The sequence below is a fragment of the Pseudoalteromonas sp. XMcav2-N genome, from assembly GCF_024124545.1.
Classification (GTDB): domain Bacteria; phylum Pseudomonadota; class Gammaproteobacteria; order Enterobacterales; family Alteromonadaceae; genus Pseudoalteromonas.
Genome location: NZ_JAMXSF010000002.1, coordinates 398,098 through 415,156 on the forward strand (window position 1 = coordinate 398,098; position 17,059 = coordinate 415,156).

At 45.9% G+C, this 17,059-nt stretch carries 13 protein-coding genes and 1 pseudogene; 8 read left to right on the forward strand and 6 right to left on the reverse strand.

The features are described 5' to 3' along the window. Positions 1 to 161: 161 nt before the first annotated feature. From NH568_RS04530 to NH568_RS04555, 6 genes are all read left to right on the forward strand, one after another. Positions 162 to 1,694 carry a GGDEF domain-containing protein gene (locus NH568_RS04530; RefSeq protein ID WP_253044885.1) on the forward strand — a complete coding sequence of 511 codons (1,533 nt, stop codon included), beginning with the start codon at positions 162 to 164 and terminating at the stop codon, positions 1,692 to 1,694. Between the two features lie 14 nt (positions 1,695 to 1,708). Continuing rightward, positions 1,709 to 3,052, forward strand: coding sequence for a nucleotide 5'-monophosphate nucleosidase PpnN (gene ppnN, locus NH568_RS04535; RefSeq protein WP_253044889.1), 1,344 nt, complete (start codon positions 1,709 to 1,711; stop codon positions 3,050 to 3,052). Between the two features lie 64 nt (positions 3,053 to 3,116). Beyond that, entirely contained in the window at positions 3,117 to 3,896 is a 780-nt protein-coding gene (xni, locus tag NH568_RS04540) for a flap endonuclease Xni (RefSeq protein ID WP_253044893.1), read from the forward strand. A gap of 57 nt (positions 3,897 to 3,953) precedes the next feature. Next, entirely contained in the window at positions 3,954 to 4,337 is a 384-nt protein-coding gene (locus tag NH568_RS04545; protein ID WP_138543332.1) for a DUF3192 domain-containing protein, read from the forward strand. Continuing rightward, the gene (locus NH568_RS04550) at positions 4,337 to 6,022 is read left to right on the forward strand and encodes a hypothetical protein (RefSeq protein WP_253044898.1); all 1,686 of its coding nucleotides are present in this window, start codon (positions 4,337 to 4,339) and stop codon (positions 6,020 to 6,022) included. The genes NH568_RS04545 and NH568_RS04550 overlap by 1 nt, the downstream gene beginning before the upstream one ends. Positions 6,023 to 6,220: 198 nt before the next feature. After that, a complete protein-coding gene (locus NH568_RS04555) occupies positions 6,221 to 7,228 on the forward strand; it encodes an isocitrate dehydrogenase (protein ID WP_253044902.1) in 1,008 nt (335 codons plus the stop codon). A gap of 35 nt (positions 7,229 to 7,263) precedes the next feature. Here NH568_RS04555 and NH568_RS04560 read toward each other — a convergent pair whose 3' ends face one another. Beyond that, on the reverse strand, positions 7,264 to 10,209 hold the full coding sequence (locus NH568_RS04560) for an immune inhibitor A domain-containing protein (RefSeq protein WP_253044914.1): 2,946 nt from the start codon (positions 10,207 to 10,209) through the stop codon (positions 7,264 to 7,266). Positions 10,210 to 10,613: 404 nt separating this feature from the next. Between NH568_RS04560 and NH568_RS04565 the strand changes: the two genes are divergently transcribed. Beyond that, positions 10,614 to 12,335: an acetolactate synthase 3 large subunit gene (locus NH568_RS04565; protein ID WP_253044916.1), complete on the forward strand. Its 1,722-nt coding sequence runs from the start codon at positions 10,614 to 10,616 to the stop codon at positions 12,333 to 12,335. Beyond that, positions 12,335 to 12,832 (forward strand): acetolactate synthase small subunit, encoded by a 498-nt coding sequence (ilvN, locus tag NH568_RS04570; protein WP_138551914.1) that lies wholly within the window; start codon positions 12,335 to 12,337, stop codon positions 12,830 to 12,832. Before NH568_RS04565 ends, ilvN begins: the two co-directional genes overlap by 1 nt. Before the next feature lie 57 nt (positions 12,833 to 12,889). On the opposite strand, the gene NH568_RS04575 is transcribed toward ilvN, so the two are convergent. From NH568_RS04575 to NH568_RS04595, 5 genes and pseudogenes are all read right to left on the reverse strand, one after another. Then, positions 12,890 to 13,165, reverse strand: a complete 276-nt coding sequence (locus NH568_RS04575) for an HU family DNA-binding protein (protein ID WP_054016655.1) — start codon at positions 13,163 to 13,165, stop codon at positions 12,890 to 12,892. Positions 13,166 to 13,396: 231 nt separating this feature from the next. Continuing rightward, positions 13,397 to 14,776: a deoxyribodipyrimidine photo-lyase gene (phrB, locus tag NH568_RS04580; RefSeq protein WP_253044920.1), complete on the reverse strand. Its 1,380-nt coding sequence runs from the start codon at positions 14,774 to 14,776 to the stop codon at positions 13,397 to 13,399. Next, positions 14,776 to 15,747, reverse strand: coding sequence for a DUF523 and DUF1722 domain-containing protein (locus tag NH568_RS04585; protein WP_253044923.1), 972 nt, complete (start codon positions 15,745 to 15,747; stop codon positions 14,776 to 14,778). Before NH568_RS04585 ends, phrB begins: the two co-directional genes overlap by 1 nt. Positions 15,748 to 15,781: 34 nt before the next feature. After that, positions 15,782 to 16,099 (reverse strand): MGMT family protein, encoded by a 318-nt coding sequence (locus NH568_RS04590; protein WP_253044926.1) that lies wholly within the window; start codon positions 16,097 to 16,099, stop codon positions 15,782 to 15,784. Continuing rightward, positions 16,083 to 16,977: pseudogene (locus tag NH568_RS04595) on the reverse strand (LysR family transcriptional regulator). The gene NH568_RS04590 and the pseudogene NH568_RS04595 overlap by 17 nt, the downstream one beginning before the upstream one ends. Positions 16,978 to 17,059: the final 82 nt, after the last annotated feature.

Below are 17,059 nucleotides of genomic sequence, written 5' to 3' on the forward strand. Positions count from 1 at the left end.
AATATAGGGCTAAGCTAACAAAAAAGTCTGAGCCAATACCACCAAATACGACGAGTCAACGGCCAAAATAGGCAGATCTACGACTTAAAATCTTCCACATTAATCAGTAATTTGATGTAGACTTGCTAATGAGTAGGTTAAAATAAGAATGTTAGGTTTCTGTGACTGATAATACTGCGCGATTAGAGAAAAAACTATCACAAGCAATTGAAGCAAGAAAAGCGCTGGAAGAAGCGAGAAAACAGCAGGTAGATACTCTGTCTGAATTTGCTGCAAAGCTCACCCTTGGTTGTAAAGGACAAGATGTGTCTTTAGACAATCTGTTGGCTAAGTATCGTAGTGCACTTGCAAAGGGGATGGACTTCGAGCACCTTGCTCCCTTGATCGACAATACCAGTGTTCAATTAAAACAGCTAGATAGCACTAACTCTGCCAATCACCGCAATCTTGTAACACATATTCAAAGTGCGGGTAAGCAGCTGCAAAAGCTACGTGGGGTGCCAGAAGATACCCGTCGCAAGTTACGCAACTTGCTCGACAACGAACTGGGTGACATCGATGCTATCCCAGAGTTTGTTCCTTTACTTGATAAGCTTTTACAATTTTATCTTCAGGTCTTTGATGCCAAATACGACATTGACACTTCGACACAACAAAACAACCCAGAGTTAGCAACTGAATTACTTGGGTTGACCAATGAACTTGTTTTTGAAGATGATGTAGCTGACGAAGTAAAAGCCATCAAGCACAGCATTTCGACCGATTCAGATATAGACTCCTTGCTGGAGAATGCGATTGCTGTTATTCGAATTTTTGCTAAGTCGATCGCACGTGAAAGGCAATCAGCTCAAGGTTTTTTGGTATCTTTAAACCAAACTCTGGAAGAATTACATAAATCTATCTTAGATACCACGAGTCATTCCAAGTCCATCAACAAAGAGCTCAATGCGTTAAATGAACGTATTGAATCAAAAATCAAACGGCTAACGGAAAACACTCAAAAAGCCTCCTCAATTGCCGAACTTAAGGGGCTAGTCGACGATGAGCTTGCTCAGATAAGCAAGGACTTAGTGGAGCGTGAAAACATCGAGCGCCGGGACAAAGAAGCCTTGCTCGAGAGCTTTGATACGATTAATAGTCGTATCAATGTACTTGAGAACAAAGTCAATACCTACAAAAAGCGGCTTAATGAGCAAAGATTTAAAAGTCTTCTGGACGGCTTAACCAAACTGCCTAACCGATCGGCCTTTGATGATAGATACAGCCAGGAATTTCATTTGTTTGAGATACAGGGCAATGACGTTACTTTAGTCGTTGTTGATGTAGACCACTTTAAATCTATCAATGATAAATATGGTCACAGTGCAGGAGATAAAACACTTCAGGTGATTGCGCGTGCACTGAAAAAATCTATCCGTAAATCTGATTTTATTGCACGATACGGCGGCGAAGAGTTCGTCATTCTTATGCCTGGTATGCCAATTGAAGCAGCCTATGCACCGCTGGAAAAAATTCGTACGACGGTTAAATCAATTCCATTTCGCTTCAAAGACAAAGAAGTGAGGATCACTATCTCATTAGGGGCAACACAGCTAAAAGAAGGCGATTCCAAATTGACGGCCTTTGATCGTGCCGACGAAGCCCTGTATGAAGCTAAAAACAGCGGCAGAGATAAACTTTGCTTACGTGATTAACAAGGAGACTGCCTATGCATGTACAGTTGAACCCAACAGGTGTACTTAATCTACTCTCTAAACTAGAAGTCGATCTGCTTCAACAGTCCTCAACGATTGAGCGATATCGGCTATTCAGAAATTGTGTTTTAGCAGTACTTAATGTAGGCAGTCATACAGACTCTAGCTACGAGATTTACAACAAATATCAGGACTTTAATATTAAGCTCATTGCTCGTGAGCGTGGTATAAAAATAGAGCTGACAAACCCTCCAGAATCCGCTTTCGTCGATGGTCAAATCATTGCCGGGATCCATGAGCACATTTTTTCCGTGATCAGAGATATTTTGTTCATCTGTCAGCGCCACGAGGAACAGATTAAAGATCCCAGAGCTATTACGCACATGGTCTTTGATATGTTGCGTAATGCCGATGCACTCGAAGTTAACACCGACCCCAATATGGTTGTCTGCTGGGGTGGTCACTCTATCAATGAAGAAGAGTATAAATATACAAAAGAAGTAGGTTACCAACTTGGACTCAGAGGCCTGAATATCTGCACCGGGTGCGGCCCGGGCGCGATGAAAGGCCCTATGAAAGGCGCGACTATTGGCCATGCTAAGCAGCGGATAACGAGTAACCGCTACCTTGGATTGACTGAACCCAGCATTATTGCTGCCGAGCCGCCAAATCCGATAGTCAATGAGCTAGTGATCCTGCCTGACATAGAAAAGCGCCTGGAAGCGTTTGTCAGAACTGCACACGCCATCATCATTTTTCCTGGCGGTGCAGGCACAGCTGAAGAGCTGCTCTATCTGCTCGGGATCTTACTCCACCCGGATAACGCCAAGCAGCAGCTGCCTGTTATATTAACCGGCCCAAGCTCGGCAAAGGCCTACTTCGACGAGCTCTGTGATTTTGTAGAGAAAACACTGGGCAAAGAAGCCCTGAGTAAATTTGAAGTGCTGGTTGACCAACCTGAGCAAGTTGCACAGAGGTTACGCAGGGGTATGGAGCAGGTCAGAGAATATCGTAAAGTTCAAGGCGATGCCTATTACTTTAACTGGACACTGAAAATCGAAGATCAGTTCCAGCAACCATTTGAACCGACTCACGAGAATATGGCAGCCCTGGATTTACACTTAGCGCAGCCTAAGCAAGATCTGGCTGCCAACCTGCGCAGAGCGTTTTCTGGTATAGTAGCAGGTAATGTAAAGGAACAAGGTATCACTGCCATCAAACAGAAAGGGCCTTATACCCTCAGCGGTGACGCTTCTTTAATGAGCGATATGGACAAGCTGCTACACGCTTTTGTTGCACAAGGCAGAATGAAATTACCCGGCAGCACTTATGTGCCCTGCTATGAAATAAAATCATGACACTTGGGTAAGGTGCTGCCTTACCCCCTATTTTAAACCTCTAAGAAATCCCCCTAATTCACACATGGCAAAACTACTTCTTATTGATGCACTTAACCTTATTCGGCGAATCTACGCAATTGATGTTGATCAACACGGGGTGAGTGAACAGCAAGTCATGCAATCATGTAAAGCTCGTGTCAGCAATGCCTGCACAAAACTGCTTCGACGCGTTGAACCAACCCATGCTATTGCCGTTTTTGATGGCGAGCGCAGCTGGCGTTATCATTATTACGCAAATTATAAGCACAGCAGAAAACCTATGCCTGAGTCACTCAAGCAAAACCTCTCCCTGATTGCCGAAGGGTTTAAAACGTGCGGTATTACCACATTTTTCCCGGAGCAAGATGAGGCTGATGATGTTATTGCCACGCTGGCAAGCAAGGCAAGCCACAACCAGGTGCCCTCAGTGATCGTGTCAACGGACAAAGGGTTTTTGCCTCTGTGTTCAGACAAAGTGGCCGTTTACAACTATTTTTCGCAATCCTATATGAGTCATCAGCAAATTTTGGAAAAGTTTTCAGTACCCTACCATGCACTCACAGAATTATGGGCGTTAATGGGTGATAAAACCAATGATATCCCAGGTGTTAAAGGTGTAGGAAAAAAAACCGCCATTGACCTGATAACAGAGTTCGGTGATGTTGAACAAGCCTTAAATGAATCAAGCCTCTCGTCGACTACCCGACGCAAGCTAGAGGCGGGTCTGGATGACTTTATTTTGAGTAAAACACTCGTTTCACTACAAACTGACATCAATCTTGGCTTTAATTTAAGTCAACTCAGAGTGATTGAGCGCAAATAACTTGTTCCGGTCAAGCGCTTCCGTTACGCTAGCTTTGGGAGTTTTTGGTGTATTTCAATGATTAAAAAGGTTTTACAATACGTTTTTCTTGGTCTTGCCGTATACGGTGTCATTGTGTATCTGGTCATTAATTTCTATAAAGATGACCCTCAGGCCATGATCTGGCAAGACAGAGAAGCCTTCAATAAACGTTATATCAGCAAGCTCAAACCCGACATGGTAGTCGAACTGGATGAGGTGTTAGAAACGCTTGGCAGCCCGGACCTGACCTATGTTAAGTCTGAGGGTGACCGCGTGCTGCAGATCGTCTTTTACAGAACACAGCTGGTCAAACCGGATGGGATCACCACGCAAGATGAATGTACCGGATTACTGTTTGAAAATGGCCAGCTTACACTTTGGGGAGCTGGCGCAATTGTTGCGTACGACAAGGCTTTCTAATGACTGTCAATGAGGATATCGCAAGGCAGCTGCATAAACTCCTGACTCAATCTGAGTCCGTATTGTCCTTGTACTACGATAAGGCTAGTTGGCCTAAAATTGATGTCACGCTTGCACAGCTCGCTGAACAATACACCCGCTTGTACCGCCAAGCTCCGAATGCCCTGCATGCCCATCTACACTTTGTAGCCACTCCTTACAGGCATTCAACTAACGTGCTGGTTAAGCAGTCGATATTGCTGTGCATGCTTGGCTATGCCCATGGTTATGCAGAGCAAATGATCCATGAACTGTTGGTTGCAAGCTTTGCCAGTGTATTGTGCGCCAGTCGCGAATATGACAAAGTCGCAGCTGATAAGTCCTTATCAAGCGTCGAATCGAAAAAACTCAGACTGCGCCATCAACTGGCAGTTAAAGTACTAAGTGCCGGACAACTACAGTCGCCTCAGGTAACCCGGATCCTCGCAAGGTTATCTGGCTATGAGCTGTCTATCAGTCGCAAACGCGCCACACCTTTGTATGACAATGTGACATTACTGGTCGCTATTGCGACTCAGATTTCAGTCGCATTAATGAAAAAGGATCATCGAACTTCTCTGCCAGCCGTTATTAAGCAACTGTATCTGAATAATACCCATACTTTTTTGCAAATCAGTTTGCAACTGCTTGCCAGGCAGCTTGATGCCTACCCAGCAGGGGCAGTGCAACAACACCCTGATCATCAGGCACTGTTACTTAGCGAGGAAGAAAACCATGCAATTCTTGCGATTATGCAATCAGGGAAAATCACTCGCCTGATCAAAACACAAAGACGTTATCGGCAGTGCTACCGTGTACTAAAAGTGTCAGATTCACAGCTGTTATATCGTGTATGGTCACGTATCCCGCCCATGTCGCTGGCAACATCTTCGGATCAGATGACCGAAGCCTTGCATGTAGTCGAACAGCTTGGAGGCGCAAACTTTGGTAGCTTCAGAGCCATAGAAAAAACGATAGCACCATTCCCAGAAATTGAAACAGCCTTGTCACAAGCGGCAAGACTCTACAACAGAGAAGCACAAAAAGGCGCAAACCTGCGACATTGCCTCACTATGGTTGGCCTGGACGCTGCAGCGTTACTCTGCCAGCGGGTATTGGTTGAGCAATTAATAGTGCAACTTAAGCACCCTTTTGCAAAGGATATTTGGCATAAATATCAATTATTTGCTCAGGTATTGGCCGCACTTGTACAGCAAAATTATGGCCATCACTATGAACACATACTCTCTCCGGTAAGTGCTGCTATCGCATTTATGCTGAAGCGACACAGTGTAGACATAAAACGATTTCCCTTCGCCATCGACTCATCTGACAGTACTCACCCGGTTTCTCTGGCACAGCTATTTGGCTTTGCAGAGTTCAGTGAAGAGGAGTTCAAGCACTACTTTCATAATCATTTTGCCTCCAGTGATGCCCACCGTGCGTTTGAACAGTCTGAACTATCTCGTAAATCGAAACTCTCGGGCCTGGCACTCACCTTTACCGCTGTGAAGATATTAACTTTGTTGATCTGCGACTCAAATTTTGAAACTTCAGCCTGGCAACGTCAGGTGCTGGAAGATCAGGCCAGATTACATGACTGGACTAATCTTGACACCCTGATGACACACCTTCAGTCCATCGGCTTATACAATTTAATTGACTGATATTTATTCTATAAATAACATGCATTTCGGGCATTCACCGTATTTATGCTATTTGTTCATTCCTTACTGGAATATAAATGAATAAATTGCTATAAAACGCGCTTAAATTTTCAAGCGATCTAACATCATAGAAAAGGTCAACTACACTAGTTTAATCTGTTCTTAGATGTAAATTTACTTTTGATAAAGGAAACATAAATGGCTAAGCAAACTATCACGGTAATCCGTGGCGACGGCATCGGTCCAAGCATCATCGACTCAGCAATTGAAATTTTGAATGCGGCTGGTTGTGAATTCGATTATGAGTACGTTGACGCGGGACTAGCTGCACTGGAAAAAACCGGTGAGCTGCTGCCTCCTGAAACGTTGGATGCCATTGAACGCAACAAAATTACTCTTAAAGGCCCACTGACGACGCCTGTTGGTGAAGGCTTTACTTCAATCAACGTAACACTGCGTAAGCACTTTGGTCTGTATGCAAACGTGCGCCCTGTTAAATCTTTTGAAGGCACAAAAGCACGCTACGACGACATCGATATCATCACAGTACGTGAAAACACACAGGGTATGTACTCAGGCCTGGGCCAGGTTGTCTCTGAAGACGGTAGCGAAGCAGAAGCTATGTCTAAAATCACGCGTGAAGGTGCTGAGAAGATCGTTACTTTTGCATACGAGCTAGCCCAGCGTGAAGGCCGTAAAAAAGTAACCGCAGTTCATAAAGCAAACATCCTGAAGTCTACTTCTGGCTTGTTCCTGAAAGTAGCACGTGAAGTCGGAGAGCGCTTCCCGGAAATCGAATCAGCGGAAATGATCGTTGATGCAACTTGTATGAAGCTGGTTATGACCCCAGAAGAGTTCGACGTTGTCGTCACAACTAACCTGTTTGGTGACATAATTTCTGACCTGTGTGCAGGTCTGGTTGGTGGACTGGGCATGGCTCCAGGCGCAAACATCGGCGAAAATGCTGCCATTTTTGAAGCGGTACACGGTAGTGCTCCAGATATCGCAGGTAAGAACCTGGCAAACCCAACTTCTGTAATCCTGGCGTCTATTCAAATGCTTGAATACCTGGATATGGGTGAGACTGCTGACAAGATCCGCAATGCCGTTGCTGACGTGATCAAATCAGGTGACCGTACAACACGCGATCTGGGTGGCAACCACGGTACAACTGACTTCACACAAGCAGTTATCGAGCGCCTGTAAACCTTACAAACGCTCGAAATATAGCAGCGCCCTGCTTATGCAGGGCGTTTTCTTGTCCCAGTCATTACCAGCATCAGAATACTCAACGCCAATAAACCACCCGCGGACCCACCCTGCCCTTCGCCTGTTGACTCAACAAGCGTTACATCTGCTGACACCACGACTTGCTGATTATCGCTTAGATCCGTGAGCGTTGCTGACACCTGATAGCTACCGGCACCGTCGTAACTATGACTGACTGATGCGCCACTACCTGTCTGACCATCACCAAAAGCCCAGCTAATTTCATAATTTCCTGAGCCCCCCTGAGCCAGTAATGCAAAGTCTGTCGTCAGCCCACTCTTTACCACGTTAATTTTTCCACTGAGCGGTACCACAACACTTTCTTCTATCGATTTGCTCACTTTGCTGCCGTTGGCATCCTCCAATGTGACTACGATTAAGTAGCGACCGGAAAAACGATATTGATGTTTAATATCACTCCCCTTCAATATCGTACCGTCACCCAGCTCCCAACTTACAATGACTGGGTTAGCCCCTCCCTGGAACTGGACACTGGCTGCCAGGCTCCCCTTATCGATAACCACATTTGTACCACTCAACACTAATGGCGCTGCAATCGTCACCTGTTGCTCAATCGACTGTGTCTCTCCTGACTCATTGGTTCGTGTGAAAATTACTTTATATACTCCCTGACCCTGAAACTGATGTTCTGGCTCAAGCAGTTCACTGCGCATACCATCGCCAAATTGCCATTCGAAGGTATCAGTCGTATTGAGCACCAGACCGGAAACGGAAAAACCGACACTCAAGTCATTCACTTTCACGTGAATTTTAGGCATTGTATCTACAGATATCTGGAGCTGTGCATTGCGATAATCTTCGCCTACCTCGAGGACTTCAATAGACAGTCCATTTTCAGGTAATACTACCCCAGACAGAGGTTGCTGAGGGTGACTATAGTCCTGGCTATCATTAAATTCTGATACGGCCTGCAATCGGTTATCGCCAAGACCAGCGGGTTGATCATGTACTCTCATTGCCGCATCTCGTAATTGGATCCGAGTTGCAGCAGGCGTCACGCCATTTGCTCCGGGTATGATAAGTTGGTCTGTATCGACCACCAGGATTTTACCTTTGCCCGGGTGCAATGATACAGAGTTGTTCTCGACGTTCTCATTACCGTACCAGACCAATACACCGGGCGCATAACTGGCACCTTGTAGTCCCGTATCTATGCCAAGATGAGATCTCAGCTGTAAATAGTATGCCTGTTCAAGCCCAGCTCTGTAGCTGGCAATTCGACTAAAACCTGTGAGCGAAAGCTGCTCGGGAGATTCTGCATCAGCAACAGAGAGCACATTCTCTCCAGCGTATACAGTGATATCATCCAGCAAAACTCCAAAACCATATTCAACATTGTCCGTTTGATATAACAGTTCCAAAGTGACTGTCTGGCCTGAATACTCAGTAAGCGGGTATACTAACTCGACAATCTTACTCCCATTTGAACCGCCTTCATTACGGCCACTGTCGCCGTCTATATAATTAGAAACAGACGGATAAATGGGATGTTGTGCTTTCGTAAAATTACCAGCAAGGGGCTGCTCATTGATCTTTGCCTGAAAAAAGTCGTAACCGTCCTCAATATCAAAACGAGCCTGAGCGACAAGGCGAAGCTCCTCGTTATCAGGTAACGTCATTGTCACAGAAGCACGGCTGATTTTGGCATTACCCTGACCAGAGTAATACTGATATTTACCATTGATTGGTTCGCCTATATACTCAAGTGAAACAGGTAAATTCACCTTAAGCTGATCTGGCTTGCCGGTATACTCACCAATATGATTCAACGCTACCTGGCTTGCCTGAGTTAACTGAACAAGCTGCATCTCATTCTGAATTACCCAATTTCCGCCAAATTTTGCTTGTAACCTTTCCAGGTTACGGGGGGAGAAAGACACGGGTTGTGAGCCTCGCAGAGGCCCCAACCAGTTTCCATTAGACATCACAGACCAGTTTGCAACCGGTTCGCCTATATTTCCATTGCTCAGATCGTATTCGTCAAGCAGACCCAACTCATGACCGAACTCGTGTACCACTACACCTACGCTCGCGTCAATTGGGTTAACGGTGTAATTATGGATGCGTACGTCACTGTTGGAAATTGCTACGGGTGTATAACCATCTTCTGATACCACAAAGCGGTGTGACCAGATGGCATCTGTGCCTAAGGCTCCGCCACCAGCTTCCTCCCCAATGCTTGAGTGAAACAGCATAATATGATCCACAACGCCGTCGGGTTCATTTATGATGCCGTCCCCATCCAGATCGTTTAAATCGGTAAGATCGTACTCGCTCAGATTTATGTCATAGCGGCTGACTGCGAGCTCCACCGCCTCCTTCACTAACGAGGCGACATTAATGTCCCGGCTGACACCGACTCTTTGGCCGTAGTATTGTGCGTTTTGACCTACCGTGACCCAACCATACGCCTCGCCCGTAAGGCTGAAGCTCCCCCCTGAGGCCAGCTGATAGTATTGATACGCACTCATGAGTATTTGCCCGTCAGGCGCTTTAAAACCTTGTTCTGAAAATACCAGCTGCTCGTAATGACTGACAGGATAGGTTGGATAGAACATATCAGAGTCAGATTGTACCAAACGGTTATCATCATGTGGCAAATCGGGAAAATCGACCAGAATAGCCAGTATTTTCGCACCATTCACTGAATTGCCTGATACCCCCTGATAGCCGCGTAAAAGCGTGGGCTCCTCAGGTGGTCTGCCATTGAAAGGCACACGCACAGAAAAGCGACCTAACCCAGAGATATAATCTGAAATTTGCTGTCTGGCCTCGTAGTCAGAAAGTGCTCGACCCGCACGCTTTTCTAGCCAGTAACGAAGCTGCTGTTTGTCTACTTGTATCGCTTGCAATGGCAGTGCAAGCAATGCAATAAGAACTAAAAGGCTGAATTTCATACTAAATATACCCAATACAATAGTCAAAGGGATAGTAACAGGTTGCTGAGTATAATTCTAAACACGCAACAAACGTAATAAAACGCATTATTTATCCACAAAAGCATCTTTAAATTGCCATGAAATACTGCATTTCAATATTCAAAACACCAAAAAGGCACATTAATGCATTTTGGCCGTTTTGTAACTTGACAGTTCCGGTGATTACCCTTTAAATAAAGAACATCAGATTAAACTTTTTACGCAGAAATTAACTATGCAAACTATTCTATTCACAGTTGTGGTACTCGTACTGGTCTTAGTGTTAAGTCCAGCGGGGCCGTTGTGAGCGAACGTTTGCACAGACCCCGCACTAGCGGGGTTTTTTTTTGCCTTTAATTTAAACTTTGCTGAGGAATGAGGTAATGAGTGAGCAATTTAACGGCTCAGAGCTAGTTGTAAAGGCACTGGCCGAACTGGAAGTTGACTATATTTTCGGATATCCGGGTGGTTCAGTGCTGGATCTCTACGATGCCCTGTTTGCACAAGATCAGGTTGAACATATCCTGGTCAGACATGAACAGGCGGCTACACATATGGCTGACGGCTATGCCAGAAGTACGGGAAAAACCGGTGTTGTACTCGCAACCTCTGGACCAGGTGCCACAAACTGTGTAACGGGCATAGCAACCGCCTATATGGATAGTATTCCTATGGTAGTGCTGTCTGGTCAGGTGCCTTCAAATTTGATTGGCGATGACGCATTTCAGGAGACTGACATAGTTGGCTGTTCGCGCCCCATCGTGAAACATAGCTTTAACTGTCGTGACGCTGAAAAGATCCCATCGGTGTTAGCCAAAGCATTCTATCTGGCAAATTCTGGCAGACCAGGACCCGTAGTTGTTGAGTTGCCAAAGGATATTCTCAATCCCCAGCTTAAATTCGATTACGAGATGCCGTCACGTATTGAAATGAGAACTTACAACCCAAGTTCAAAGGGGCATTCTCGCCAAATCAAGAAGGCGGTAGATGCTATTTTGGGTGCAAAGCGGCTGGTCGTATACTCAGGTGGCGGGATCATTCTGTCTAATACTTCAGAGCAACTCACAGAATTGGTTGAGACACTCAATGCCCCGATCACCAACACTTTAATGGGCCTGGGCGGGATCAGCGGTACGCACCCAAATTTTGTGGGCATGTTAGGTATGCACGGCTCATTGGAAGCAAACAAAGCGATGGCCAATGCAGATGTTATTCTGGCATTGGGTGCCCGCTTTGATGATCGGGTAACAAATAATGTCAAAAAGTTCTGTCCCGATGCCACCATAGTGCACGTTGATGTAGATCCGACTTCAATTTCCAAGACAATCCAGGCACATATTCCTGTTGTCGGTTGCCTGAAAACCGTACTGGAACAGCTGCAAAGTGCAATTGAGAAAAGCACATTGCGTATTGATCGTGCAGCACAGGAGTCATGGTGGCAGCAAATTACAGCTTGGCGAGAACAGCGCTGTTTGTCGTACGAAGCTCAAGGGGAAAAAATCAAACCACAAACCGTGATAGAGAAGCTCTACCAAATTACCCATGGTAACGCATATGTATGCTCTGATGTAGGCCAACATCAAATGTTTGCAGCCCAATACTATCCCTTCAAACACCCCAGACAATGGATTAACTCCGGCGGCCTGGGAACCATGGGTTTTGGTCTGCCCGCTGCAATGGGTGTAAAAGTTGCCTACCCCAACGCGGATGTTGTGTGCGTAACTGGTGATGGATCTATACAAATGAACATTCAGGAACTTTCCACCTGCCTTCAATACGGACTCAATGTGAAAATTGTCTCACTCAATAACCGCTCTTTGGGTATGGTGCGCCAATGGCAGGACATGATGTATGGGGGACGTCATTCGAGCTCTTATATGGAATCCCTGCCCGATTTTGTTGCACTTGCCCAAAGCTATGGACATGTCGGGATCCGAGTCGACCACCCGGATGAATTAGACGACGCTTTAGCGCAAGCATTCGCCATCAATGACCGTCTCGTTTTTCTGGATATTTGCGTGGACGAAAATGAACACGTTTACCCCATGCAAATTAAACTGGGTGCCATTGATGATATGTGGTTGAAAAAAGGAGTAAAAGCATAATGCGTAGAATATTGGCTATTTTACTTGAAAACGAGCCGGGCGCTCTGTCACGGATTGTGGGCTTGTTCTCTCAACGCGCATATAACATTGACAGCTTAACTGTGGGCACAACCGACGACAAAACACTTTCTCGCATTACCATAACGACACATGGAGATGACAGAGTTGTTGAACAGATCACCAAGCAGGTAAACAAACTCGTTGACGTGCTTAAAGTCATCGACCTCACTGAAGCTGCTCATATCGAGCGCGAGCTATTGCTCGCCAAGGTATTTGCGGGTAATGAACAAACCAGAGCCTCGGTCACGCGCGTAACAGACGTCTTTGGTGGCGTAATATTGGACATGGGTAAACGCAGTTATACCGTACAACTGGCAAGCAGCAGTGACAAGATAGAGTCATTTCTGGATATGCTCAGACATGAAAGCGATATTATTGAAATCGTGCGTTCCGGAACTGTAGGAATAGGACGAGGAGATAAAGCATTAAGAGGTTAATACAAAAAGGGGCAAAAGCCCCTTTTTTAAAATATATAAAACTGTGCTAGCAGTTTATTAAGGGTTAACCTGATCTTTAAGGCCTTTACCCGCTTTGAAAGAAGGGATATTCGCCGCTGGAATTTGGATCTCAGCGCCAGTTTGAGGGTTACGACCCGTACGCGCTGAACGCTCTTTTACAGAGAAAGTGCCAAAACCAACCAGTGCCACTGAGTTACCATCTTTAAGAGACTGAGTTACAGCACCAGTGAATGCTTCCAGCGCGCGTGCCGCTGCAGCTTTTGAGATCTCAGCGTCAGCCGCCATCTTTTCAACTAGTTGAGCTTTATTCATTGTATAATTCCTATGTTTTTATAATTTGCCGAAGCGGATTCTATGTTTATCCATTTTTTTTCTTTGTGCAAGCCTAAAATCCCCTTTTAACTAAAATATTTACGCTATTTCGCCTTCTCTGACGCGGGTGTAAACATATCAGGCACAAAAACGTGCACTTTTTGATTACTTTGCATACATCCCGTGCCAGCCCGCGTCACCTGTGAGCTCACAGTAAATATCAGTCGCCGCTCAAACCTTAAACGCAGACAAGGCTCTTTCCCGTGCAGCTTTGTGCTCTACTATAGGTTCAACGTAACCATCTATCGCAAATGCCTGTAAATAATCATGAGGGAAATGAATTGACTTCGCCGGTACCCCACTTAGCTCAGGCACAAACTTACGAATGAAATCACCTTGTGGGTCAAACTTTTCACTTTGACTGATCGGATTAAAAATTCGAAAATAAGGTTGTGCATCACATCCGGTACTGGCGGCCCACTGCCAGCCACCGTTGTTACTCGCCAGGTCTCCATCAATCAGCTTGCTCATAAAGTACTGCTCACCTCTGCGCCAGTCTATCAACAGGTGTTTAGTTAAGAAGCTTGCCACAATCATGCGCAAACGATTATGCATCCACCCGGTCTGGTTAAGCTGGCGCATGGCCGCATCGACTATCGGGTAACCTGTTTTACCTGCACACCAGGCCTGAAACTGAGCCTCATCCTGGCGCCAACTGACCTCATTGTACTTTTCATTAAAATTAAAGCCTTTACACAGTTTTGGATACGCGCAAATAAGGTGTCGGTAAAATTCGCGCCAGATCAACTCATTCACCCAGCTGAACGCTGGGGTACTGGTCGTGTGTAACAAATCCGGGAAATGAAGCTGGATTTCAGCCAATAATTGCTTCACCGACACCATACCCAATGCAAGATAAGGGCTCAGCCCTGAGGTGCCTTTTACACCCGGGAAGTCCCTGTGCTCCTTATAATCTGCCATTTTATCCTGAATAAATGCTTGCGCGACCTTCACCAGGGTTTCATCATCAACTGGCCACTTATCTGAGCTTCCGTCCCCCGTTAGTAGCTCTGGCGCTTCCCACTTTAGTGGTGTCAGGTCTAGCTCGGGCCAGCCTGGCAAGAAAAAGTGCTGTTGCTCATACTGTTTGAGCCAGGCTTTTTTAAATGGCGTAAACACTTTATACATTTCGTTACTGGCAGTCGTAACACTCCCAGGCGGTGCTATGACATCGCCATCGAATAGGTGCAATTGTACTCCCGCCTCCTGACAGGCTTTGTCTCTGGCCTGCTCATTCACTTCATACTCGTGGTTGGCATAAACCTCATTAACCTCATGGGTCTGACAAAACTGAGCTAGCAATGCGGGTACCTGAGCAAAGCTACCTGCATCAAGTACATGTAAGCGCACACCTGACTCGGCCAGTTTATGCCCCAACCACACCACTCGCCGCTTAAGCAAATCAACCTGAACAGGAGCAGCATTGTGCTGTTGCCACTGCTGCTCACAGACGAAGAAAAGTGCATCACGGGCGCCACTTTCAACGGCCTCTATAAGCGCTTCATTGCCATAGACACGTAAATCGCGACGAAACCAAAACAGTGCAGACATTAAATCGCATACCTCAATTTGAGTTCATTAGGATAAGGATGGAAGTACACCTGTTGCATCAGGTAGTCGTTTGGATGCATTATCAGGTGATGGCGCAACAGGGTTAATGGAACCTGCAAAGGCACCTGGCCAATGCGATAATCATCAATTGCACGGCAAAGTTCCTGTTTCTCAACCTTGCCCAGCACTTTCTTAAAATAGCCCTGCAAATGCGACAACGTATTCGCCTGATCTTTACGCCTGGCGGGTCGTGACAAGGCCTCCATCAGCCCTTTGATATAAGTCCCTCTGAGCTCATCCAGATCTGTTCCCTTACCTTCTGCCAACAGCCTGCCAAGTTCGCGATAAGCCTCGTAATTGTGGCTCATCAATAAATATTTGTGGCGCGCGTGAAAGGTCGTTAATTCATGTAATCCTGGGTTACTGACCACCAGTTCCTGCCAACTTTTATACACATAGACACGCATCACGAAATTTTCTCTCAGGTGCATATCGTTCAGTCGGCCATTTTCCTCGCACGGCAGCAGCGGGTTACGTGCCATGATTTGTTCGGCAAAGATGCCTATACCTTCGGAAGTATTGCCCGTTTCGGCTTCATTATAGATTTTCACCCGTTCCATACCGCAACTAGGGCTTTTGGCACAAAAGATATAGCCAGACAACTGCGTGCCATGCTCATCTGATACCTTCTTTCCGTACTCAGCAAGGTCAGGGGCATAATCTTCATCACTGTGCGCAGGGCCGACCTTAATCACATCTTCTACCCTGACCTGACGAATAGTTTTTCTCGGAATGGGTAAACCAATGGCCACTTCAGGACAAAAACGTACATATTCGACGTACTCAGCCAGTTCGTCCATACAAAAATTGCTGCGTTTATGCCCGGAATCAAAACGCACTTTATCCCCTGCCAGACACGCGCTGATACCTATTTTAATGGGACTGTTGAAGTTAAAAGCTTGCTCTATCATTGGTCTCTCCAAAACTTAAAAATGACGGATAGATTTAGCACCACTGATACCGGCGTAAAGCGACTTTACCGCCTTGTATCTGCACACCCTCCGAGCGCAGCAACGCACTCTGCTCGCTGAATTTGTCGCTCTCAGGTGGAAAAGAAATCTTTCCCTGACTGTTAATCACTCTGTACCAGGGCAGACTCGACCCCGCAGGCAAATGCTTCAATAAGTAACCAACCGCCCTTGCATGCTTGGGTGCCCCGGCAAGAGCAGCTATTTGCCCGTATGTTGCTACATTGCCAGGTGGAATGGCCCCAATCAGGGTGAAGACTTTGGTTCTGAATTCCTCTTTAGCTTCCTCTAGCAAACTGCGCTCCTAATGCTGTGACCTGTTGCCATAAATGCCGGGCAACCGGTCCATAATGACTTTGATGACGACGAAATGCATGTATTGCGGCAGTGAATTCATGTTGTCGATCTATGATCTCAATGCGCTCAAGCTCACCGCTTTCCAACTCCTGTCGACAGGTGTTGAGGCTGGTCAGTGCAAACCCAACTCCCTGAGATAAGAATAGTTTAATGGTACTGACATCATCCAGTTTCATCACATGTAATCCTCTGGAATAGGCCAAACGCTCACTGTCAAAATCGAAACCGCTCTCTACCATCGCAAGACAAGGATAGAGGCTCAGTTCATCATAGTACATACGTTTGGGCAACAAGCCTCGTTTGGCAACCACCCCTAGTTTAGTTTCTCCTATTGCAACAGATTCGAGTTCTCCGGTGGCGTGAAACAAGTCAAACCAAGGACCTATTCCCAGATCAGCGGCGCCAGCATTCACTTGCTCAAGAGCCACAAAGCGCCTGCCGCTGGAAATCACCAGTTCAGTTGAGGGAAATTGCTTAAACGTGCTGCTAATCTGGGCGTTATACGTTTCCTGATGGCACATAGGTTCATAGCAAATGCGAAATTTTGCTTCGTTGCCCTGAGAAAATTCATCCGCCAGAATTTTGAGATGGTTATGATGCTCCAACAACTTTTGAGCGTGCTGATGAAAGCGCTTGCCCTGCTCTGTAAGCCTTATCCGATAGTCTTCTCTCGTCACCAGCGCAAAGCCCAGCTCATCGGACAGCCTTTTTAAGGCTTGCGTGACCGCTGGTTGTGATTTATACAATCTTTTTGCCGCCTCGCTCAGGCTTTGCATTTGCTACGGCATCGAGTACCTGAATATCTGCCAACTTCATAAATAAAATTTATTTTATACCAAAGTTTTAATAATTTTTATTTTATGCCCAAATTCATTATCCTGCACTAAATTTTAGTCTG

Bases quoted from the DNA above. Each gene is read 5' to 3' on its own strand.
- ppnN (WP_253044889.1), top strand. From the start codon at position 1,709: ATGCATGTACAGTTGAACCCAACAGGTGTACTTAATCTACTCTCTAAA.
- xni (WP_253044893.1), top strand. From the start codon at position 3,117: ATGGCAAAACTACTTCTTATTGATGCACTTAACCTTATTCGGCGAATC.
- NH568_RS04545 (WP_138543332.1), top strand. From the start codon at position 3,954: ATGATTAAAAAGGTTTTACAATACGTTTTTCTTGGTCTTGCCGTATAC.
- NH568_RS04550 (WP_253044898.1), top strand. From the start codon at position 4,337: ATGACTGTCAATGAGGATATCGCAAGGCAGCTGCATAAACTCCTGACT.
- NH568_RS04555 (WP_253044902.1), top strand. From the start codon at position 6,221: ATGGCTAAGCAAACTATCACGGTAATCCGTGGCGACGGCATCGGTCCA.
- NH568_RS04560 (WP_253044914.1), bottom strand. From the start codon at position 10,209: ATGAAATTCAGCCTTTTAGTTCTTATTGCATTGCTTGCACTGCCATTG.
- NH568_RS04565 (WP_253044916.1), top strand. From the start codon at position 10,614: ATGAGTGAGCAATTTAACGGCTCAGAGCTAGTTGTAAAGGCACTGGCC.
- ilvN (WP_138551914.1), top strand. From the start codon at position 12,335: ATGCGTAGAATATTGGCTATTTTACTTGAAAACGAGCCGGGCGCTCTG.
- NH568_RS04575 (WP_054016655.1), bottom strand. From the start codon at position 13,165: ATGAATAAAGCTCAACTAGTTGAAAAGATGGCGGCTGACGCTGAGATC.
- phrB (WP_253044920.1), bottom strand. From the start codon at position 14,776: ATGTCTGCACTGTTTTGGTTTCGTCGCGATTTACGTGTCTATGGCAAT.
- NH568_RS04585 (WP_253044923.1), bottom strand. From the start codon at position 15,747: ATGATAGAGCAAGCTTTTAACTTCAACAGTCCCATTAAAATAGGTATC.